This window comes from Stutzerimonas stutzeri (genome assembly GCF_000219605.1).
GTDB classification, from domain to species: Bacteria; Pseudomonadota; Gammaproteobacteria; order Pseudomonadales; family Pseudomonadaceae; genus Stutzerimonas; species Stutzerimonas stutzeri.
Genome location: NC_015740.1, coordinates 3,180,543 through 3,200,771 on the forward strand (window position 1 = coordinate 3,180,543; position 20,229 = coordinate 3,200,771).

Annotated in this window: 19 protein-coding genes; 16 read left to right on the forward strand and 3 right to left on the reverse strand. The window is 66.3% G+C overall.

Translation table 11 applies throughout. The features are described 5' to 3' along the window. Positions 1 to 93 precede the first annotated feature (93 nt). The 7 genes from PSTAB_RS14775 to PSTAB_RS14805 all read left to right on the forward strand — a co-directional run bounded on the left by PSTAB_RS14775 (position 94) and on the right by PSTAB_RS14805 (position 5,880). Positions 94 to 1,338 carry a M20/M25/M40 family metallo-hydrolase gene (locus PSTAB_RS14775; RefSeq protein WP_013983561.1) on the forward strand — a complete coding sequence of 415 codons (1,245 nt, stop codon included), beginning with the start codon at positions 94 to 96 and terminating at the stop codon, positions 1,336 to 1,338. 118 nt (positions 1,339 to 1,456) lie between these two features. Continuing rightward, positions 1,457 to 2,164: an MOSC domain-containing protein gene (locus PSTAB_RS14780; RefSeq protein ID WP_013983562.1), complete on the forward strand. Its 708-nt coding sequence runs from the start codon at positions 1,457 to 1,459 to the stop codon at positions 2,162 to 2,164. A gap of 77 nt (positions 2,165 to 2,241) precedes the next feature. Further along, positions 2,242 to 2,796 (forward strand): COG3904 family protein, encoded by a 555-nt coding sequence (locus tag PSTAB_RS14785; RefSeq protein WP_013983563.1) that lies wholly within the window; start codon positions 2,242 to 2,244, stop codon positions 2,794 to 2,796. Continuing rightward, positions 2,768 to 3,547, forward strand: coding sequence for a CPBP family intramembrane glutamic endopeptidase (locus PSTAB_RS14790; protein ID WP_049790853.1), 780 nt, complete (start codon positions 2,768 to 2,770; stop codon positions 3,545 to 3,547). Before PSTAB_RS14785 ends, PSTAB_RS14790 begins: the two co-directional genes overlap by 29 nt. Before the next feature lie 120 nt (positions 3,548 to 3,667). Further along, positions 3,668 to 4,087 (forward strand): YciI family protein, encoded by a 420-nt coding sequence (locus PSTAB_RS14795; RefSeq protein ID WP_011914040.1) that lies wholly within the window; start codon positions 3,668 to 3,670, stop codon positions 4,085 to 4,087. Between the two features lie 17 nt (positions 4,088 to 4,104). Further along, the gene (locus PSTAB_RS14800; protein ID WP_011914041.1) at positions 4,105 to 4,521 is read left to right on the forward strand and encodes a VOC family protein; all 417 of its coding nucleotides are present in this window, start codon (positions 4,105 to 4,107) and stop codon (positions 4,519 to 4,521) included. 195 nt (positions 4,522 to 4,716) lie between these two features. Then, complete coding sequence (locus tag PSTAB_RS14805) at positions 4,717 to 5,880, forward strand: acetyltransferase domain-containing protein (protein WP_011914042.1); 1,164 nt, start codon at positions 4,717 to 4,719, stop codon at positions 5,878 to 5,880. Between the two features lie 82 nt (positions 5,881 to 5,962). Here the strand turns inward: PSTAB_RS14805 and PSTAB_RS14810 are convergent, their stop codons facing one another. Then, positions 5,963 to 7,276: a CitMHS family transporter gene (locus tag PSTAB_RS14810; protein WP_013983565.1), complete on the reverse strand. Its 1,314-nt coding sequence runs from the start codon at positions 7,274 to 7,276 to the stop codon at positions 5,963 to 5,965. Positions 7,277 to 7,581: 305 nt separating this feature from the next. Between PSTAB_RS14810 and PSTAB_RS14815 the strand changes: the two genes are divergently transcribed. From PSTAB_RS14815 to PSTAB_RS14830, 4 genes are all read left to right on the forward strand, one after another. After that, complete coding sequence (locus PSTAB_RS14815; RefSeq protein ID WP_013983566.1) at positions 7,582 to 9,117, forward strand: type IV pilus assembly protein FimV; 1,536 nt, start codon at positions 7,582 to 7,584, stop codon at positions 9,115 to 9,117. Between the two features lie 69 nt (positions 9,118 to 9,186). Further along, positions 9,187 to 10,194: a ribonuclease Z gene (locus tag PSTAB_RS14820; RefSeq protein WP_013983567.1), complete on the forward strand. Its 1,008-nt coding sequence runs from the start codon at positions 9,187 to 9,189 to the stop codon at positions 10,192 to 10,194. 109 nt (positions 10,195 to 10,303) lie between these two features. Beyond that, entirely contained in the window at positions 10,304 to 11,191 is an 888-nt protein-coding gene (gene yghX / locus PSTAB_RS14825; RefSeq protein ID WP_013983568.1) for a YghX family hydrolase, read from the forward strand. 153 nt (positions 11,192 to 11,344) lie between these two features. After that, positions 11,345 to 12,160 carry an alpha/beta fold hydrolase gene (locus tag PSTAB_RS14830; RefSeq protein WP_013983569.1) on the forward strand — a complete coding sequence of 272 codons (816 nt, stop codon included), beginning with the start codon at positions 11,345 to 11,347 and terminating at the stop codon, positions 12,158 to 12,160. Between the two features lie 81 nt (positions 12,161 to 12,241). Here the strand turns inward: PSTAB_RS14830 and PSTAB_RS14835 are convergent, their stop codons facing one another. After that, positions 12,242 to 13,081 carry a bifunctional allantoicase/(S)-ureidoglycine aminohydrolase gene (locus PSTAB_RS14835; RefSeq protein ID WP_013983570.1) on the reverse strand — a complete coding sequence of 280 codons (840 nt, stop codon included), beginning with the start codon at positions 13,079 to 13,081 and terminating at the stop codon, positions 12,242 to 12,244. 431 nt (positions 13,082 to 13,512) lie between these two features. After that, positions 13,513 to 14,133, reverse strand: coding sequence for a 23S rRNA (uridine(2552)-2'-O)-methyltransferase RlmE (rlmE, locus tag PSTAB_RS14840; protein ID WP_013983571.1), 621 nt, complete (start codon positions 14,131 to 14,133; stop codon positions 13,513 to 13,515). Between the two features lie 245 nt (positions 14,134 to 14,378). On the opposite strand from rlmE, the gene PSTAB_RS14845 reads away from it, so the two are divergent. From PSTAB_RS14845 to PSTAB_RS14865, 5 genes are all read left to right on the forward strand, one after another. Next, the gene (locus PSTAB_RS14845; protein ID WP_013983572.1) at positions 14,379 to 16,016 is read left to right on the forward strand and encodes an NAD(P)/FAD-dependent oxidoreductase; all 1,638 of its coding nucleotides are present in this window, start codon (positions 14,379 to 14,381) and stop codon (positions 16,014 to 16,016) included. 11 nt (positions 16,017 to 16,027) lie between these two features. Then, positions 16,028 to 16,753 carry a TrmH family RNA methyltransferase gene (locus PSTAB_RS14850; RefSeq protein ID WP_013983573.1) on the forward strand — a complete coding sequence of 242 codons (726 nt, stop codon included), beginning with the start codon at positions 16,028 to 16,030 and terminating at the stop codon, positions 16,751 to 16,753. Between the two features lie 205 nt (positions 16,754 to 16,958). Beyond that, positions 16,959 to 17,735, forward strand: coding sequence for a PP2C family protein-serine/threonine phosphatase (locus PSTAB_RS14855; RefSeq protein ID WP_013983574.1), 777 nt, complete (start codon positions 16,959 to 16,961; stop codon positions 17,733 to 17,735). Between the two features lie 18 nt (positions 17,736 to 17,753). Then, positions 17,754 to 19,310 (forward strand): serine/threonine-protein kinase, encoded by a 1,557-nt coding sequence (locus PSTAB_RS14860; protein ID WP_041771802.1) that lies wholly within the window; start codon positions 17,754 to 17,756, stop codon positions 19,308 to 19,310. A gap of 57 nt (positions 19,311 to 19,367) precedes the next feature. Continuing rightward, positions 19,368 to 20,207, forward strand: a complete 840-nt coding sequence (locus tag PSTAB_RS14865; protein WP_011914054.1) for an FHA domain-containing protein — start codon at positions 19,368 to 19,370, stop codon at positions 20,205 to 20,207. Positions 20,208 to 20,229 lie beyond the last annotated feature (22 nt).

Here is a 20,229-nt window from a genome sequence, read left to right on the forward strand (position 1 = left end):
CCTTAGCACTCTCCAGGCGAGGTGAAACGCTGAACGTTGTGCCAACGGCGAGGCTCTGAGCTTAACCACCCCCCGCGATCCGAGGTCTTCCCGATGCACGTCCGCGCCATCGCCCCGCTTGCCGCCGCAGTCGCACTCTGCCTGTCGTCTGTGACCGCCGTGGCTGCCGAAATCGAACCCGCCGAATTGTTGAAACAGGCGAAAGCCGAACAGCCGGCCTATCTCGAAACCGTCGAGCAGCTGGTAGCCGTGGATACCGGCACCGGCCAGGAAAAGGGTCTGGCCACGGTCAGCCAGATGCTGGTCGAGCGCCTGCAGGCACTGGGGGCCGAGGTGAGCACCCGACCGGCCACGCCCTCGGTAGGGGACAATATCGTCGCCACCTTGCAGGGCAAGGGCAGCAAGAACTTCCTGCTGATGATCCACTACGACACCGTGTTCGCCGAAGGCAGCGCCGCCGAACGCCCGTTCCGCATGGACGGGCAGCGCGCCTACGGGCCGGGTGTCGCCGATGCCAAGGGCGGCGTGGCGATGATCCTGCATGCGCTCAAGCTGCTGCGCGACCAGCAGTTCGACGACTACGGCACGATCACCGTGCTGTTCAATCCGGACGAGGAGATGGGCTCGGCGGGCTCGAAGGCACTGATCGCCGAACTCGCCCGCAAGCATGATTACGTTTTCTCCTACGAACCGCCGGATCGCGACGCGGTAACCACCGCCACCAACGGCATCAACGCCGTGATGCTGGAGGTCAAGGGCAAATCGTCCCACGCAGGCTCCGCACCGGAAGATGGACGCAACGCCATCCTGGAGCTGGCGCACCAGCTGGTGCAGCTCAAGGATCTGGGAGATGCGGACAAGGGCACCACGGTCAGCTGGACCATGATCGACGGCGGCGAGAAGCGCAACATCATTCCCAACAAGGCCAGCGCGGAGGCGGACATGCGTTACTCGGACCTCACCGAGACCGAGCGGGTGCTCGCCGACGGCCAGCGCATCATTCAGAACCGGCTGATCGATGACACCCAGGTCGAACTGCGCATCGACAAGGGTCGCCCGCCGCTGGCGGAGAATTCCGCGTCCAAGCGCCTGGCCGAGACCGCCCAGCGCCTGTACAGCGAGATCGACCAGCGCATCGAACCCATCGCCATGCGATTCGGCACCGATGCCGGCTATGCCTATGTACCCGGCAGCGAAAAGCCGGCCGTGCTGGAAACCATGGGCGTGGTCGGTGCCGGGCTGCATTCGGAGGACGAGTACATCGAACTGGCCAGCATCGCGCCGCGGCTCTACCTGACCACGGCGATGATCCGCGCGCTGTCCACCGACGCGCCCTAGCAGGCGGCGAGCGGCTGGCGGTTCCCCTTGCCGGGATGGCGTCACGAAGCGCGGGCCAGACGGCCTGCGCTGCGGCACAATCGGCGCTTCGCCAGCCGCCTTCAGCAAGGAGCCCCGCATGCAACTGGCCAGGATCGAACAGCTGCTCGTCGGCACAGCCGTGCCCTTCACCCGCCCCGGCAGCCACAGCGCCATCGCCAAGCAGCCCACTGCCGGGCCGGTGGCGGTCGGCAGCGAAGGGCTCGCCGGCGACGAACAGGGCGATCGCCGTGTGCATGGCGGCGTCTACAAGGCGCTGCATCACTACCCGTTCGAGCACTATCACCACTGGCGTGCTCAGCTCGGCCATTCACCGCTGCTCGAGCGGCCCGGAGCCTTCGGCGAGAACATCAGCACCACCGGCCTCGGCGAGGCCGACCTCTGCCTGGGCGACGTGCTGCGCTGTGGCAACGTGCTGCTGCAGGTGGCGCAGACCCGCCAGCCCTGCTGGAAGCTCAACGACCGCTTCGGCGTGAAGGACATGTCGCTGCGCGTCCAGCGAAGCGGCCTGTGCGGTTGGTATTACCAGGTGCTCGAGCCCGGCGAGCTGCAGGTCGGCCAGGCACTGCTGCTGGAGCAGCGCGCCTACCCGCGCTGGCCTCTGACGCGGGTGATGGACGTGCTCTACCGCCGACCACTGGAGCGCGCCGACCTGCTCGAACTGGCCGAACTGCCGCTGGTGCCGAACTGGCGCACGCTCGTCGAACGCAGGCTGCAGAACAACGCGGTGGAAGACTGGAGCAAGCGCCTCGACGGCCTGGCGAACCCCGAGCAGCCGGCCGGCTGAGCAACATGCAAAGGCAGTAGGCGAAAGCCGGCGCGGCAGGTATCTTCGCCACCTCCCACAACAGGACCGCCTGCTCGATGCTCCGCCTCGCCACCCTCTGCGCCCTGGCGCTGTTCGCCTGCACCGCCCACGCCAAGGTCGAGGTACTGCCGCTGGAGCACGAGGACCAGGGGCTGGTACTGGTGGCTCGGGTTACCGAGCAGATCGCGCCGGGAGACTACGAGGCATTGCTCAAGGGCATCATGGCCCACCCCGGCAAATATGCGCGCAAGCTGCTGATCCTCGACAACATCGGCGGCAGCACCGCGGAGGCCATGCGCATGGGCTACGTGCTGCGCGAAACCGGCTTCGATGCGCTGGTGCCGGCAAGCGCGGTCTGCCAGGGCAGCTGCATCTACCTGCTGGCGGCCGGCCGACAGCGCACGATACGTGGCTATGTCGGCCTGCATCGGCCCTATCTCGCCAACGGCGAGTCGGCGCTGTCCATCGGCCAGCGGCCGCGACGCACGCCGCAGGCCTACCTGCGCGACATGGGCGTGAACCCGCGACTGGCCGATGACATGCAGCAGATCGATCCCTGGCGCATGCGCCTGCTGACGCCCCGTGAACTGGCGCGCTACCGGCTGCAGTGACGTGCGCGCCGCGCTGCCCTTGGGCCTCCCTCTCGCCACACTGCTGAGCGGCCTGGCACTCGGCCTGATCGAGCCGATCGGGGCGCTGCTCGTGCTGGCATTCGCCGGCTGGCTACTGGCCGAGCCGTACCTGCCACGGCTACCGTGGCTGGCAGCCACCTTGATCGGCGCCATTGTGCTGGCCGCGCATCTGCTGCCCGGCTTCGACCCCTTGCCGCTGGGGCCGCCCCAGGACCTGGGCGGTGCGGCACCCTGGCAACTGCGGCTCAGCCCGGACAAGGCCATGGTCGCCGCGCTGCTGCTCGCCTGGTGGCTGGGCCAGCCGCGCGCAGCCTGGCGCTCGAAGCGATGCACATGGCTGGTCTCGGTCGCGTGCCTGGCATCCGTGCCGCTGCTGGCGGTGGCCGGCGGCGTCCTCGCCTGGCAGCCGAAGTGGCCGGAGCAGTTCCTCGCCTGGCTGGCCGTCAATCTGGCCGTCACCTGTCTCGCCGAGGAGCTGATCTTTCGCGCTCTGCTGCAGCGTGAACTGGTCCGTCGCTTCGGCGCGGCCAGTGGCATCGGCCTCGCAGCGATCCTGTTCGGCGCGGCTCATCTGCCCTTCGGGACCGGTTTCGCCCTGCTCGCCGGCCTGGCCGGTTTGGGCTACGGCCTGGCGTTTCACTGTGCCGGCGACCGGCTATGGGTGGCGGTGTCACTGCATGGCCTCCTCAACTGCCTGCATCTGCTCCTGCTGAGCTATCCGCTGCGCTGATTCGGAAAGTTTCCACCGCCCTGTCGATTTGTCCCGCGCCCGTTCGACCAATGATCGGAGCCAGCGGAAATCCCGACATCCCCGTCTAGGCTCCTTTCCATCCAACGAAGGAGTCGACCGATGCGTTTCATGGTGATGATCAAGGCCACGCCGCAAACCGAAGCCGGCCAGATGCCCGGCGAGGACGTGCTTGCGGCCATGGGCCGCTACAACGAAGAACTGGCCAACGCTGGCGTGCTGCTCGGCGGCGAGGGCCTGCAGCCCAGCAGCAAGGGCGCGCGGGTGCGCTTCGAGGGCGAGCGCTGCAGCGTCATCGACGGCCCGTTCGCCGAGACCCGCGAGCTGATCGCCGGCTTCTGGCTGTTCCAGACCGCTTCGCTGCAGGAGGCGATCGATTGGGTCAGGCGCTGCCCGCCGTCCGCCATCGGCGAGGCGGAGATCGAGATCCGCCAGGTCTTCGAAGCGGAGGACTTCGGCGCCGAGTTCACCCCCGAACTGCGCGAGCAGGAAGAACGCCTGCGTGCGCAACTCAACCACTGACAGCAAGGAGCACGAAGATGAAGCTTTCCACCTACCTCACCTATGACGGCAATGCCCGCGAGGCCTTCACCTTCTACCAGCAGGTACTGGGCGGGACCCTGGAGCTGATGACCTTCGCCCAGGCGCCGGATGCCGAGCAGTTCCCCGCCGAGTACCGCGAGCGAATCATGCATGCCTGCCTCAACCTCGGCGACAGCACGCTGATGGCCTCCGACACGCTGCCCGGAGACACCTGTGGCGGAGGACCGTACGAAGGCATCAAGGGCTGCTCGATTTCCCTGCACCCGACCCGCGTGGCCGAGGCCGAGCAGCTGTTCGCTGCCCTGGGCGAAGGCGGTACGGTGATCATGCCGCTGGAGAAGACCTTCTGGGCCGAGCGTTTCGGCATGCTGACCGACCGCTTCGGTCTGTCCTGGATGGTCAACTGCGAGTGACGCCAGCCTCGCCCCCGCGCCGCTGTCGCCCCCGAAGCAGCACAGCGGCGCGCGGGACGGACAGGCGTTTGGATGCACGGCACTTTTGTTATAACGTATCGCACCTTGCCGGGCGCCGCCGTACCCAGGCCGAGAGGCATCACGTCCTCAAGGCCTCCGCGCCCGTTGTCCGCGAACTTCTGCCATGAGCCGTGCATGCCCGCCCCCGACCTGACCTCGCCCGTTGCGGCGCGCCTTCAATCCATCGACGCGCTGCGCGGCCTGGTGATTCTGTTCATGCTGTTGGACCATGTCCGCGAAACCTTTCTGCTGCACATGCAGGTGCCGGATCCGATGGACGTGGCGGTCACCGAGCCGGCACTGTTCTTCAGCCGCACCCTGGCGCACCTGTGCGCACCGGTATTCATCTTCCTGACCGGGTTATCAGCGTTCCTCTATGGCGAAAAGCATCAGGACCGCCACGCGGTGTCGAGCTTTCTGCTCAAGCGCGGGCTGTTTCTGGTGGCGCTCGAGTTCACCCTGGTCAACTTCGCCTGGACCTTCCAGTTCCCGCCGCAAGTCATCTACCTCCAGGTGATCTGGGCCATCGGCCTGAGCATGCTCGCCCTCTCGGCGCTGCTCTGGCTGCCACGCCCGTGGCTGGTGCTGCTCGGACTGCTGATCATCGGCGGGCACAACCTGCTCGATCCGCTGCACTTCCCCGTCGGATCACCCATGCACCTGCCGTGGGCCATCCTGCATGATCGCGGCTGGCTTGAGGTCTCGGACAGCCTGCGGCTGCGCACCTCCTACCCGCTGTTGCCCTGGATCGGCGTGATCGCCTTGGGCTACGCCGCCGGCCCCTGGTTCGGACGCAACGCCGATGCCGAACGCCGTCAGCACAACCTCGCCAACTGGGGCAGGGCCGCGCTGCTGCTGTTCGTTCTGCTACGCCTGATCAACGGTTACGGCGAGCAGCCCTGGGTGGTTGGCGAGGATGGACTGCGGACTCTGATGAGCCTGCTGAACATCACCAAATATCCGCCGTCACTGCTGTTCCTCTGCCTGACCCTGGGCACCGGCCTGCTTCTGCTGCGCCACTTCGAGCGCCGCCAGGATCGCGCCTGGCTGCGCCCGCTGACGGTGTTCGGCGCAGCGCCGATGTTCTTCTATCTGCTGCACCTTTACGTGCTGAAGCTGCTCTACCTCGCCGCGGTGGCGATCTGGGGCCTGAACCGTGGCAGCCACTTCGGCTTCGAGGCGGTCTGGCCGCTGTGGTTGTGGACCGTTGTGCTGGCCGTGGCGCTGTACCCGGCCGTGCGCTGGTTTGCCGAGCTCAAGGCCCGGCGCCGGGACATCGCCTGGCTCAAGTACCTGTAAGCTCGGGTCTCATGCGCGCCGCATCGGCAGCCTTCAGACGCAAGTCGACGGCTGCAGTGCGGTGCGCGGCTGGCGAACGGGCTCAGAACATCCCCAGAGCCCAGGCCACGGCGAACAGCACCAGCGAGAAGCCCCACATCCACCACAGCGAGTAGCGGATGTGCCGGCCAAGATCCAGACCGGCCAGGCCAAGCGCAAGCCAGAGCGCGGGCGAGAACGGGCTGATGAAGGTGCCGATGATGTTGCCGATGGTCATCGCGTACACCACGCTGGCAGGCTCCACGCCATGGTTCGCCACCACTTCCAGCGTCACCGGCAGCAGACCGAAGTAATAGGCATCGGTGCTCAGCATCAGCTCCATCGGCAGGCCGAAGACGCCAAGGATGATGTGCAGGCTGGGCACGACCGAGGCGGGCAGGATCTGCACCAGGTCCTGGGCGATGGAGGTCAGCATGCCCGTACCGGTGAATATCCCCAGCATGGAGCCCGCTGCCAGAATGATCATGCCCATGCTCAGGGCGGCGGGCGCATGGGCCGCGATGCGTTGCATCTGAGCCTTGCCGCCGGGGTAGTTGATCAGCAGCACCAGCGACAGACCGATCATGAAGATGTAGCCGGCCGGCAGCACGCCGGCGAACAGCGAAATCAGCACCAGCAGGAACAACCCGCCGTTGATCCAGAGTCGGCCCGGCCGCTCCAGGGCGCGCTCTTCTTCGGTGGGTTCGTGAAGGCTGTGGTGGCTTTCGACCAGTACGCCGGCATCCGCACCGCCAGCCCCTGAGGCGATACGCCGCTGCTCCCGCCGACCAAGCAGGACGGCGAGCGCCACCAGCAGAACCACGCCGACGCCCTGAATGGCGATCAGCGGCCGCCACAGTTCGGTGACCTCGATACCGGTCACCGCCGCGGCCCGCCCCAGCGGGCCGGCCCAGGGAACCATGTTGAAGATGCCTGCACCGAGCGCCAGCAGCAGCAACATCAGATAAGGGCTCATGCCCAACTTGCGATAGAGCGGCAGCAGTGCCGGAATGGTCAGCAGGAAGGTGGTCGCGCCCGCGCCGTCCAGGTGCGCCAGCATGCCGATCAACGCGGTGGCCACCGTTACGGCGATGACATTACCGCGGGTCAGCCTCACCATGGTTCCGATGATCGGGCGGAACAGTCCGGTGTCCTGCAACACGCCGAAGAAGGTGATGGCGAAGACGAACATCGTGGCAATGGAGATCACCTTGCCCAGGCCGTCGGTGAAGAACCCGGTGATGGCCTCCAGCCCGAAGCCGGCCAGCAAAGCGCCCGCCAGCGGTACCAGAATCAGCGGCAGAATGGGCGCCATCCGTCCTACGAGCAGCAGCACCACCAGGCTGCAGATGGTCAACAGACCAATCAGGGTCAACACAGCTTACCTCCTCTTTATTCTTGTCCGGCCGAAGCAGCAGGGGGAGCGGGAGGCTACGAAACAAAGCTTTCAGCAACCTTTAGTCGTGCCGGGGGTGCCCTCGGCATCTGTGAGCTGATGTGTCGCGCGCGTGAATCAGCCGCCACCGATCCGAAAACTGTGAAGTGGCTAGCAAAATGCCATCATACGAGCCATGATGACTGCAGCGCCCGCTGCGGGCCGGCCGAATTGCCATAAGCCCCCGCACGGCCCGGCTGCCTTGCACGGCGCCGTCGGCCACAGCCCTGCTGGCACCCGGAATGTTTATGTCGTCCTTTCGTCTTGCCGTTTGGCCCCTGCTCCTGCTCGCCGCCTGCTACACGCCCCTGGCCAGCGCCATCGGGCTGGGCGAGATCCGTCTGCATTCGGCGCTGGCCGAGCCGCTCACGGCTGACATCGAGCTGATTGACGCGCGCGGACTGGGTGCCGATGACATCAAGGTGCGCCTGGCACCGAGCGATGTGTTTGCCCGCGCCGGAGTCGAGCGGCCCGACTTCCTCGCCAAGCTGAGCTTCGTGCCGGCGCTCGACGGCAGCGGCCAGCGGATCCGCGTGAGCTCCACCGCACCGGTGAACGAGCCGTACCTGAACTTCATCGTCGAGCTCAGCCTGCCGGGCGGCCAGCTGCTGCGCGAGTACACCCTGCTGCTCGACCCGCCACTGTACCAGCCCGACCTGCCGGCGCTGCCGCGTGCCCAGCCGCAAGCACCGGCCATCGTCAGCGCACCACCCGTGGAACCGCCGCACGCTCGCGTGCTGCCTGCGGTCGAACAGGGCACGCGGTATCGCATCCAGCCCGGCGACAGCCTCTGGGCCATCACCCAGCGGCTTGCAGGCCGTGCTGTCGGCTCGCACGAAGCGTTGATGGCCGACCTCTACGCACTCAACCCGGACGCCTTCATCGGCGGTGACCGCAACCGCCTGCGGGTCGGCGCCGATCTGCTGCTGCCGGACGGACTGCAACCTGCCACGCCCAGGCCGACGACCGAGGTGGCCGCCGACGCAGCGATACCTCCTCCCGAGCACACCGCGCGGCAGACGCCAGTGACAGCTGATCGCGGCCTGGTGGATGTGCTCAGCCAACTCGAAGCCCAGGTGCTGAGCCTGCAGGCGCAGATGGATGCGCAGAATCGCCTGCTCGCCGAAGCACAGCGGAGCCTGGCGCAACGCGAGACCAGCCCGCTCGCCGCGGAATCTGCCGTCGTCACGGCGCCGGGGCCCCGTGAAGTCAGCGTGGAGCGCCAGGCACCCGCATCCCCGGTTCCCGCGCCTGCCGCGCCCGCTATGACGGACCAGCCGGACAGCCTCGCCAGCCCCTGGCTGCTCGCCCTTCCCGTGCTGTTTCTGCTGGGCGGCCTGCTGCTACAGCGCCGGCGCGCCAGCGCAGCCGCCACGGCGGCAATCATGGTCGAGGCCCGACCGGCCGGCGTGAAGCGGGCGGAAGCGTCCTTCCCTGACATCAACCCGTTCCAGCGCCAGGTGCCAGTCGTGACGGAGATGACCATGGACGAATACCTCGGCCACGGCCCTGACCACATACCGGCCCCCGTTGCGGCACCGGTACAACCAATGCCGTCGCTGGATGACATGATCGTCAGCCTGCCCACGGACCTGGACGAGCTGATCGGCATCGCGCCGGCCCCGGCGCCGGCAACCGACGCCCAATGGCGCGAGCGGCTCAACGAGGCCATCGGCTGCATCGACCGTGGTGAGGTCAACCGCGCCAGCGGTCTGCTGACTGCCCTGCTGGATCGCTCCGACGATGGCCGCTTCATCGACGAGCAGCTCGCCCGCAGCGCCTGAGGACGCAACCCCGGGACCGCTCCCCCGGTCGTACGGCATACTAGCCAGCCCCCTCTGGAGAACATGCCCGTGGACCTGCTCTTTCTCGGTACCTCGTCCGGCACCCCGACCCGCGCGCGCAACGTCAGCGCGCTGGCACTGCTGGAAGAGACCGGCAAGGCCTGGTACCTGATCGACTGCGGCGAGGGCACCCAGCATCGTCTGCTGCGCACGCCGCTGTCGCTGCACGACCTGCGCGCGATCTGCATCACCCATGTGCATGGCGACCACTGCTACGGCCTGCCCGGCCTGCTGGCCAGCGCAGGCATGATGGGGCGCAAGGCGCCGCTGACGATCATCGCCCCGCAGGGCATCGAGACCTGGGTACGCGCCACCCTGAGCATGAGTCAGAGCTGGCTGAGCTACGAGCTGGACTTCCATGCGGTCGAGACATTGGACGAATGGCGCAGCCCGAACATGCGCATCGAGGCGACCGAGCTGTCCCATCGCGTGCCCTGCTACGGCTACAGCTTCAGCGAGGCGCGCCCCGATCCGCGGCTGGACATCGATCGTCTGGAACATGACGGTGTGCCGCGCGGCCCGCTCTGGGGCCAGCTGGCGCGCGGCTTCGACATCGAGCACGAGGGGCGCGTGCTGCGCAGCCACGACTACCTGAGCTTCAGCCGCAGCCCGCGGCGCATCGTCGTCGGGGGCGACAACGACCGCCCCGACCTGCTGGCCGAAACCTGCCGCGATGCCCAGCTGCTGGTGCACGAGGCGACCTACACCGAGGCCGTGGCCAACGACGCCCGCAACGACTTCGGCCACAGCACGGCCGCCACCGTGGCGCGCTTCGCCCAGGCGGTCGGTTTGCCCAACCTGGTGCTGACCCACTTCAGCGCGCGCTATCAGAAGCACGTCGGCCGCGGCCATTCGATCGAGGACCTGCGCGCCGAAGCCGCTGCGCTCTACGCCGGCCAGCTGCTGCTCGCCGAGGATTACCTGCGCCTGCATCTAGGCAAGGATGGTCTACTGACGGTCGTCGAACCGCCGTCCACTTCGCGCCCGCCGCGCCGCGACGGCGAATCCAGGGCCTGAACCGGTAAATCGTCAGCAACCGCACCGGTGCTGACATGGCTGTCTACACTGGCTGCTGCCACCCAGCGCAACCGCCCTGCCATCTTTCGCCCCACCGAAGGAGCCGCCGATGGAACGTCTGACTGCCAGAGACTTCGCCCCCGAACTGCTCGAGCTCTACGATTTCTACGTGCACGGCAAACTCAACCGCCGCGAATTCCTCGACCGCGCCGCCGCCTTCACCCTGTGCAGCATGACGGCGGTCGCCGTGCTCGACGCGCTCACGCCCAACTATGCGCTGGCGCAACAGATCGCCTTTACCGACCCCGACATCGTCGCCGAGTATGTCCGCTATCCCTCGCCCAGAGGCCACGGCGAGGTCCGTGCCTATCTGGTGCGCGCGGCCAAGGCCGAGGGCAAGGTGCCGGGCATCGTCGTCGTGCACGAGAACCGTGGCCTCAATCCCTATATCGAAGACGTGGCCCGGCGCGTGGCCAAGGCCGGGTTCGTCGCCCTGGCGCCCGACGGCCTGAGTTCGGTCGGCGGCTACCCCGGCAACGACGACAAGGGCCGCGAACTGCAGACTCAGGCCGATCCGCAGAAGCTGATGAACGACTTCTTCGCCGCCATCGAATGGCTGATGGCCCACGAGACCACCAGCGACAAGGTCGGCATCACCGGCTTCTGCTACGGCGGCGGGGTGGCGAACGCCGCATCGGTGGCCTACCCCGAACTCGGCGCCGCCGTGCCGTTCTATGGCCGCCAGGCGGACCCGGCGGATGTGGAGAAGATCCGCGCGCCGCTGCTGTTCCACTTCGCCGAACAGGACGAGCGCGTCAACGAAACCTGGCCCGCCTACGAAGCCGCACTCAAGGCCGCCGGCAAGCCCTACGAGGCCTATATCTACCCCGGCACCCACCACGGCTTTCACAACGACAGCACGCCGCGTTACGACGAGCCGGCAGCCGAGCTGGCGTGGCAACGCACCATTGCCTGGTTCCAGCGCCATCTGAACTGACCGCGACGCCCTTTTCGTCGCCGCTTTCCGGTCTGTGCCACACCCGGTGCATTCGAGCCGATGCGCCATGGCCGATACATTCATCCGCGCATGTTGACGTTTACGTAAAAGAACAGTACAGCTATGCCTTCCGCCCCGCTCCAGGAAAGCGCCATGACCATCAGCACCCTGCTCGGCGACGGCCCGACCGATCTTTGGATCGACGGCAGCCACGGCCGGATGTTCGTCCGCAGCTGGTTCCCGGAGCGCGACGCGCTGCGCCCGAACCACGCCCCGATCCTGCTGTTGCACGAGTCGCTCGGCTGTATCGAACAATGGAAAGACTTCCCATCCGCCCTCGCCCAGGCAACCGGTCGAACAGTGGTCGCCTATGACCGGCTGGGCTTCGGCCGCTCCGACCGCTTGACTGCCCCACCCGCGCCAACTTTCGTCGAAGATGAAGCCGCGCATGGCTTCGCCTGCGTGCTGGAACATCTGGGTATCGAGCGCTTCGTGGTGCTCGGACACAGCGTCGGTGGCAGCATGGCCGTGCATTGCGCCGCGCGGTATCCCGAAGCCTGCCAGGCGATGATCACGATGTCGGCGGTTACCTTCGTCGAACAGCGCACGCTCTCAGGCATCCGCCAGGCCAGGGCCTGGTTCGCCGACCCCGCGCAACGCGAACGTCTGCGCCGCTATCACGGCGAGCGCAGTGACTGGGTCCTGAGCGCATGGATCGATACCTGGCTGGCGCCGGATTTCGCCACATGGACGCTGGCCCACGCGCTGCCTGCAGTCGGCTGTCCGAGCCTTGCCATCCATGGCGATGACGATGAGTTCGGCTCAGAACGCCACCCGCAGCTGATCGCCGACCACGCCAGCGGTCAGGTCGAACAGGCGCTGCTTTCGGGGGTGGGCCATGTTCCGCATCGAGAGCAACCGGAACTGGTGCTGGAGCGGATCGAACGGTTCCTGCAGCGGATCGGCTAGCTCGCTGCGCGCAAAGGCGCAGCAGAGCGTTTGCGCGCGAGGGTAGGCAGGGTGCCTTCGCCGCTGCGAAGGCACTGGAGGTCAGGCCCGCTGGTTGAAACGACCCAGGTCCATGTGTCGGTTCACATCCTTGTACAGCAGGTAGCGGAACTTGCCCGGCCCCCCGGAATAGCAGGCCTGCGGACAGAACGCGCGCAGCCACATGTAGTCGCCCGCCTCGACCTCGACCCAATCCTGATTCAAGCGATACACCGCCTTGCCTTCCAGGACGTAGAGGCCATGTTCCATCACGTGGGTTTCAGCGAAGGGGATAACCGCACCCGGCTCGAACGTGACGATGTTGACGTGCATGTCGTGACGCATGTCGCTCATGTCGACGAAGCGCGTGGTCACCCATTTGCCATCGGTACCCGGCATGGGGATCGGCTCGATATCGTTCTCGTTGGTCACGAAGGCCTCCGGGTAGGGCAAGCCTTCGACGGCCTGATAGCCCTTGCGGATCCAGTGGAAACGTACCGGCGCCGCTCCGGTATTGCGCACGCTCCATTTCGCAGCAGGCGGTATGAACGCATAGCTGCCGGGACGCATGTCGTAGAGGGTTCCCTCGATCGTCAGAGAGAACTCTCCGTCCACGACGAACAGCACGCCCTCGGCGTTCGGGTCATGCTCCGGCCGGTCACTGCCGCCGCCGGCGCCAAGCTCCACGATGTACTGGGAAAAGGTTTCGGCGAAGCCGGAAAGCGGACGGGACAGCACCCACATGCGCATGTTGTCCCAGAAGGGCAAGTGGCTGGTGACGATGTCGCGCAGCACGCCCTTGGGAATGACTGCATAGGCTTCGGTGAACATTGCACGATCGGTCAGCAGTTGAGTCTGCTCGGGATGTCCGCCCTTGGGGACGTAGTACGTTGTGCTTGCCATGGTTCTCCAGGTGCATGGAGGGCTTGCCGATACTCAACCGCAAGCCGGGTGGATGGAAAGCCAACTGTATACAAGGAAGATGTGAATGGTCAAAGATTGTATACAATCTTTTCTGCGCCCGATACCCACGAGTAGCGCGGCATGGCATATGGCGCGCTGAGCTCGCCGCGGCGCTGGTGGGGAGGTCATCTGGCTGGATGGAATGGCCAACCGGGCAGCTTCGAAGTTGCCGCCGATGGCCAGGGAAGAAGGGCTACGCCGCCTACCTACGCGACTCGACGCCATCGACTATGGCGCGGAGACGCGAGGAACTGAAAAATCATGGATGAGAAGGGATCGACAAGCGCATCCGCATTCCTCAAGACCGCACCGCCAGAACGCTCAACAGCGGCAGCCGGCCTTCGGACCCGCCTTTGCGTCACGCCGAATCGCTAGCCCTTGAAGCCTTTGGCCACCAGATAGACCTCCCGCGAACGCGGGCGCGACGCCTCCGGCTTGCGGATCACCACCTTCTCGAACGAGCTGCGCACGTCCTTGAGAAACTCGTCGGAGCCTTCGCCCTGGAACACCTTGACCACGTAATTGCCGCCGGGCTTGAGCACCTGGCGAACCATGTCGAGGGTAAGTTCCACCAAGTACATCGAGGCAGCCTGGTCGGCAGCGGCGACGCCGCTGATGTTCGGCGCGATGTCAGACACGATCAGGTCGGGCTGCCGGCCGTCGAGCATGTCGAGAATCTGCTGGAACACGGCGTCCTCGGTGAAGTCGCCCTGAACGAAATCGACGTTATCCAGCCCGCCCATCGGCAGGATGTCGGTGGCCAGCACCCTGCCCTTCTCGCCGACGATTCCGCCGGCCACCTGCGACCAGCCGCCAGGCGCGGAACCGAGATCCATGACCAGCATGCCGGGGCGTATCAGTTTGTCCTTCTCGTTCAACTCGATCAGCTTGTAGCTGGAGCGCGAGCGCAAGCCATCCTTCTGCGCGCGTTTGACGAAGGGATCGTTGACGTGTTCATCCAGCCAACGACGGCTGCTTTTGGATCGTTTCATGATAGAGCCAACCACGGAGAATCAAGGTAAGACGCGCGCCAACAGGCAGGACCCTGCGCAACTGTCGGGCAAATTGGCGGCGATTATAAGCCGATAATGCCGGGCCGCGGGCGCCGGGCGCAGCACCTGCCCCGGGGGAACCGCGTAGGCGCCGCCTGACAGGCGTGCTTGCCGCCGGTACAATCCGCGCCTCACGCCCCCTCTCGTTGCTTCCTCTGCCGGAGTCACCGGCCAGGATTACCGCCATGATTCGCATCACCGAACTGTCCTTGCCCCTCGATCATTCCGCCGATGAGTTGCGCCAGGCCATCGTCAAACGCCTGAACATCAGCGACGCCGATCTGCTGAATTTCACCGTGTTCAAGCGCAGCTACGATGCGCGCAAGAAGAACAGCGTCATCCTGTTCATCTACATCATCGATCTGGAGGCCCGTGACGAGGCGGCGATCCTGGCGCGCTTCGCCGACGACAACCACGTGCGTCCGGCGCCCGACACGCGCTACTACCCGGTCGGCCAGGCACCGGCCAATCTGACCGAGCGGCCACTGGTGGTGGGTTTCGGCCCTTGCGGGCTGTTCGCCGCGCTGCTGCTGGCACAGATGGGCTTCAAGCCCATCGTGCTGGAGCGCGGCAAGGATGTGCGCCGCCGCACCAAGGACACCTGGGCGCTATGGCGCAAGAAGACCCTGACGCCGGAATCCAACGTGCAATTCGGCGAAGGCGGTGCCGGCCTGTTCTCCGACGGCAAGCTCTACAGCCAGATCAAGGATCCGAAGTTCTACGCCCGCAAGGTGATGCACGAATTCGTCCGCGCCGGCGCGCCGGAAGAGATCATGTACGTCAGCAAGCCGCATATCGGCACCTTCCGCCTTACCGGCGTGGTTGCCGCGATGCGCGAGGAAATCATCGCCCTCGGCGGCGAGGTACGCTTCGAGACCAGGGTCACCGATCTGGTGATCGACGATGGCCAGCTCGAAGGCGTGGTGCTGGCCAATGGCGAGACACTTCGCAGCCGCCATGTGGTGCTGGCCCTGGGTCACAGCTCCCGCGACACCTTCCGTATGCTGCATCGCCAGGGCGTGCATATCGAAGCCAAGCCGTTTGCCATCGGTTTCCGCATCGAGCATCCGCAGGGCATGATCGACCAGGCCCGTCTGGGCAAGTACGCCGGCCATCCGGAGCTGGGCGCCGCGGACTACAAACTGGTGTACCACGCCAAGAACGGCCGAGCGGTCTACAGCTTCTGCATGTGCCCGGGCGGCACCGTGGTGGCCGCCACGTCGGAGCCGGGACGCGTGGTGACCAACGGCATGAGCCAGTACTCGCGCAACGAGCGCAATGCCAACGCTGGCATCGTCGTCGGCATCAACCCAGAGCAGGATTACCCCGGTGATGCGCTGGCCGGCGTGGAGCTGCAGGAGCGTCTGGAATCGCGCGCCTACGAGCTGGGCGGCAGCGACTACTGCGCGCCCGGGCAACTGGTGGGCGACTTCATTCGCGGCGTGCCGTCGACCGAGTTCGGCGAGGTCGAGCCGTCCTACAAGCCGGGCGTGCGCCTGGGCGATCTGGCGCCCTCGCTGCCGGAATATGCCATCGAGGCGATCCGCGAAGCGCTGCCGGCCTTCGGCAAGCAGATCCGTGGGTTCGATCGCGCTGACGCGGTGCTCACCGGCATCGAGACCCGCACCTCCTCGCCGGTACGCATCACCCGCGACAGCGAAACACTGCAGAGCCTCAACCTGCGCGGCCTGTATCCGGCCGGCGAAGGCGCGGGCTACGCCGGTGGCATCCTCTCGGCAGGCGTGGACGGCATCAAGGTCGCCGAGGCCCTGGCCAAGGCGATGCTGGCGGAAGCGGAGCAGACCGCCGTGCAGAGCCACTGAGCGCCGCCTTGATGAAATTCGACGACATCAAAAAGCTGCACCAGAAAAAGTACCGGGCCGAGTTCGGGCGTTTTCTGGTGGAGGGCGAGCATCTGGTGCTGGAGCTGCAGAAAGCGGCCCCGCTCAACCCGCTGCTGCAGGGCAGCGAGCTGTATGTGACCAATGCCTACGAACAATGGCAGAGCCCGTTCAAGACCCACTTGATCAGTGACCGCCAGATGGCGCAGATCGCCGATACCAAGACCCCGCAAGGCATCGTGGCACTGGTGCCGATGCCGGATGCGCCTGTCTCGGCACCTGTCGCAGGCGAACGCGCCATCTACCTGCATGAAATCCAGGACCCGGGCAACCTCGGCACCATCCTGCGCACGCTGGCCTGGTTCGGCAACTTCCGCTGCCTGCTCAGCCCCGGCAGCGTCGACCCGTACAACCCCAAGGTCGTGCGCTCGAGCATGGGCGCCATCTTCCATGCGCCGATGGAACTGGATGTGGCACTGGATTCGTTGCGCACGCGCTTTGCCCGCATCGCCTGCCTAGATATGCAGGGTGAGCCTGTGCAATCGACGGCTTTCACAACCTTCGAATGCTACCTGTTCGGCAATGAAGCCCGCGGCGTGCCCCGCGACCAGCTGAATGCACTCGGCGCCCGGCCATTCACCATCCCCGGTTGCGGCGCCATCGAATCGCTGAATCTGGCCGCCACGGTCAACATGTGTGCGTACGAGCTCAGCCGATAGCGCTTTCGAAACGCCTCCTTCGCGTTCCGTCGATCAGGCAAAGCCGCCCGATCAGCGGGCCGCGAAAGCCGGAACACAGCCAGCGGGACATTGCCCTCCTTTGCGCGAGTTAACAGTTTTGCGCTTGCCCCGCTGCCAGCCGATGACAGCCTCCCGGGCCCAACGCATCATGCTTGCTCGATGTCATGCCGCAGCGGGCCCACGCATGCAACCTACCCTCTCCGACTCCTTGCTGGACTACGCCGGAAACAGTTCGCCCGGGCGCAGGCGCAGCCATAACGAAGACGCGCTGCTCTGCGCGCCGACGCTGGGACTCTGGGCGATCGCCGACGGTATGGGTGGGCACCAGTGCGGCGAGGTGGCCAGCAGCCTGGCGCTGGTGGCCTTGCGTCAGGCCGTGGAGGATGGCGAACCGCTGGAATCGGCGGTCCGTCTGGCCAATCAGGCGGTGCTGGAAGCCGCCACCGATGACGGCATGGGCACCACGTTGGTGGCGGCGCATTTCAACGGCAGCGATTTCGAGCTGGCCTGGGTCGGTGACAGCCGCGCCTATCTGGTCAGCGCCGACGGCATCGCACAGCTCACCCGCGACCACAGCTGGGTGCAGATGATGATCGACGCCGGCGAGCTCGAACCCGCCGCTGCCCAGGGCCACGCCTGGCGCAATATCATCCTGCGCTGCCTGGGCCGCGAGACACCGTTGGAGGTGGGCATCGCCGCTGGCAGCCTGAAGCCTGACGAGCTGCTGCTGCTGTGCAGCGACGGTTTGACCAACGAGCTGACCGATGCGCAGATCCAGGCCAGCTGCACCTTTGCCGACACGCTCGAAAACCTGGTGGAACAGTTGATCGAGCAGGCCAATGCGCATGGCGGTCGCGATAACATTTCCTGCATCGTGATCGGCCGTACCGCGCAACCCCAGGCGACCGAATCGCGCGGCCGCCGCTTCATCAACATGCTGTTGAAACCCCTCAAGTCGTAACCAGGCACGAGCTTATCCATGACGCATCGGATGCTAGAAATTCCCGGCTATCGCCTGCACAAACGACTCGGCAAGGGCGGCATGGCGGAGGTCTACCTCGCCACCCAGCTGTCCCTGGATCGCGAGGTGGCAGTCAAGGTGCTGCTGCGCACCGAGGATGCGGCCTTTACCGAACGCTTCATCCAGGAAGGCCACATCGTCGCCTCGCTGCGCCATCCGGCCATCATCACCATCCACGACATCGGCCAGATCGCCGATGGCCGCCATTACCTGGCCATGGAATACCTCGGCGGCGGCGACCTGGCGCAGCATCGCGGCATCGTTTTCTCGCCGTCGCGGGCTCTGGACATCATTCGCCAGCTGGCCGGCGGCCTCGCGGTGGTGCATGACGGCGGGCTGGTCCACCGCGACGTGAAGCCGGCCAACATCCTCTTTCGCGACGATGGCAGCGTGGTGCTCACCGACTTCGGTGTGGCCAAGGCGGTGGAACTGGACAACGAGCTCACGCATTTCGGTATCGCCGTCGGCAGCCCGGCCTACAGCAGCCCGGAACAGGCCCAGTGCCAGCCACTGGACGCCCGCAGCGACATTTACAGCCTCGGCGTTATCCTTGCCGAGATGCTCACCGGGACCAACCCGTTTCGCGCCAGCAGCTATCCGCAAACCGTGCTCAACCACGTGCAGATGCCACTGCCGCAGTTGCCACCGGCGCTGGCGCCCTACCAGCCTCTGCTCGACCGCATGCTGGCCAAGCAACCGGACGAGCGCTTCGCCAGCTGTCGCGAACTGCTGGCCGCTATCGACACCCTCACCGAGCCGGACATGGACCAGACGCGCATCGCGCCGGCGATCACCCTCGAAGCCAAGCCCAGCCGCCGTCGCCGGCGTCGCGGGCGCGGCCTCGGCCGCTGGGCGGCGATCGGCGCCGCCATGGTGGCCACGGTGGCCGTTCTGGGGTTCGGCGGTTACCAGTGGTGGCAGTACAACCGTATCAGCGACCTGCTCGGCCGCGCCGAGACGCGGCTGGCCGCCGGTCAGCTGACCACGCCGGCGCTCGATAACGCCGACTTCTATTTCCGTCAGGCCCTGCGCCTGGATGCCGACAACACCGAAGCACTCGATGGCCTGCGCCGCGTGCTCGATGCACGCATCGCCGAAGCCCTGGAGCTGGCGGCGCAGCGGCTGGCCAGCGATCAGCTGCTGGAGCCGGCCGAAGACAGCGCCGTGCATTACTACCAGCGCGTGCTGGGCTGGCTGCCGGACAACCAGGCCGCGCTGGACGGGCTGACGCGCGTCAGCGAACGCTATGTCGAGCTTGCCGAAGCGGCCTATGACCGGCGCGAGTACGCCCTGGCACTGGAATACATCCAGCAGGGTCTGGAGGCCGCGCCGCAATACGCGCCGCTGCTCGCGCTGCACGACGCCCATGCGCGACGGGTCGCCAAGGCCCGCGCACCGCGTCCGGTAGCGCGCACCGCAGCCAGCGCGCCACGCACCACGCCAGCCACCACCCAGACGTCCCAGGCGCCGGCCAACCCGGTCAAGCGCCTGTGGAACCGGATCTTCAACCAATAAACACAGGCGATTGCCCGGTCCGGGCCCGATCGCCACTCTGCTCAGGGTTGTTCAGACATGCTCAGGATTCATTTCGTTGACAATCGCCAGAGCCCCGTCTGGCTGGCCGATGAACGTTTCACCCTCGGCTCCGACCGCAGCAACAAACTGGTCGTGAGCGATGCCGGGATAGAACCGTTCCATGCCGAACTGCTGCTGGAAAACCGCTTCTACTACCTCACCGACCTGGGAACTGCCGGCGGCACCTATGTCAACGACGAGAAGGTCGGCGAGCGCTACCAGATCCGCTCCGGCGACCGCCTCCGGCTGGGCACGCTCGAGCTGCAGATCGTCGATCCGGCCAAGGTCGGCGCCAAGGTGGCCGCGGCACCGCGCTGGCTGTTGCAGGTGGTGAAGGGCGAGAACCAGGGGCACAAGTATCACATCACCGGTTCCATGACCTTCGGCCGCTCGGTGAAGTGCGAGCTCTGCTTCAGCGATGCCGAGCTGTCGCGCCGCCATGCCGAATTCTTTCTCAAGGGCGACGTGCTGGAGGTGAAGGACCTCGCCTCGGCCAACGGCGTGCTGGTCAACCGGCAGAAGGTCAGCACCGCGGTGCTGCAGCCGGGCGATCAGATTCAGCTGGGCAACACCACCCTGCTGGTGATCGGGCCCAAAGTCAGTGCGCCGGAAGTCGTCGACGAGGACGCCACGGTGTTCGTTCGCGCCGCCGATCTGCCCGCGCCTCAGCCCAAGCCCGCGCGCCCGCGTCCGGCTACGCCGAACCCGCTGCATGTCGCGGCGGCGACCACGACCACAGCCGCCGAAAGCCCTCGCAGATCGAACCGCCTGATCTGGCTGGTAGGCGCGCTGGCGCTGGCAGTGGTCGCCGGGCTGGCGGTGCAGCAGCTCGTCTAACGACCGCCCGCAAGCCAGGCCC

Bases quoted from the DNA above. Each gene is read 5' to 3' on its own strand.
- rlmE (WP_013983571.1), bottom strand. From the start codon at position 14,133: ATGAAACGATCCAAAAGCAGCCGTCGTTGGCTGGATGAACACGTCAAC.
- PSTAB_RS14855 (WP_013983574.1), top strand. From the start codon at position 16,959: ATGCAACCTACCCTCTCCGACTCCTTGCTGGACTACGCCGGAAACAGT.
- yghX (WP_013983568.1), top strand. From the start codon at position 10,304: ATGGAACGTCTGACTGCCAGAGACTTCGCCCCCGAACTGCTCGAGCTC.
- PSTAB_RS14845 (WP_013983572.1), top strand. From the start codon at position 14,379: ATGATTCGCATCACCGAACTGTCCTTGCCCCTCGATCATTCCGCCGAT.
- PSTAB_RS14835 (WP_013983570.1), bottom strand. From the start codon at position 13,081: ATGGCAAGCACAACGTACTACGTCCCCAAGGGCGGACATCCCGAGCAG.
- PSTAB_RS14800 (WP_011914041.1), top strand. From the start codon at position 4,105: ATGAAGCTTTCCACCTACCTCACCTATGACGGCAATGCCCGCGAGGCC.
- PSTAB_RS14775 (WP_013983561.1), top strand. From the start codon at position 94: ATGCACGTCCGCGCCATCGCCCCGCTTGCCGCCGCAGTCGCACTCTGC.
- PSTAB_RS14850 (WP_013983573.1), top strand. From the start codon at position 16,028: ATGAAATTCGACGACATCAAAAAGCTGCACCAGAAAAAGTACCGGGCC.
- PSTAB_RS14805 (WP_011914042.1), top strand. From the start codon at position 4,717: ATGCCCGCCCCCGACCTGACCTCGCCCGTTGCGGCGCGCCTTCAATCC.
- PSTAB_RS14795 (WP_011914040.1), top strand. From the start codon at position 3,668: ATGCGTTTCATGGTGATGATCAAGGCCACGCCGCAAACCGAAGCCGGC.
- PSTAB_RS14860 (WP_041771802.1), top strand. From the start codon at position 17,754: ATGACGCATCGGATGCTAGAAATTCCCGGCTATCGCCTGCACAAACGA.
- PSTAB_RS14780 (WP_013983562.1), top strand. From the start codon at position 1,457: ATGCAACTGGCCAGGATCGAACAGCTGCTCGTCGGCACAGCCGTGCCC.
- PSTAB_RS14785 (WP_013983563.1), top strand. From the start codon at position 2,242: ATGCTCCGCCTCGCCACCCTCTGCGCCCTGGCGCTGTTCGCCTGCACC.
- PSTAB_RS14815 (WP_013983566.1), top strand. From the start codon at position 7,582: ATGTCGTCCTTTCGTCTTGCCGTTTGGCCCCTGCTCCTGCTCGCCGCC.
- PSTAB_RS14865 (WP_011914054.1), top strand. From the start codon at position 19,368: ATGCTCAGGATTCATTTCGTTGACAATCGCCAGAGCCCCGTCTGGCTG.
- PSTAB_RS14830 (WP_013983569.1), top strand. From the start codon at position 11,345: ATGACCATCAGCACCCTGCTCGGCGACGGCCCGACCGATCTTTGGATC.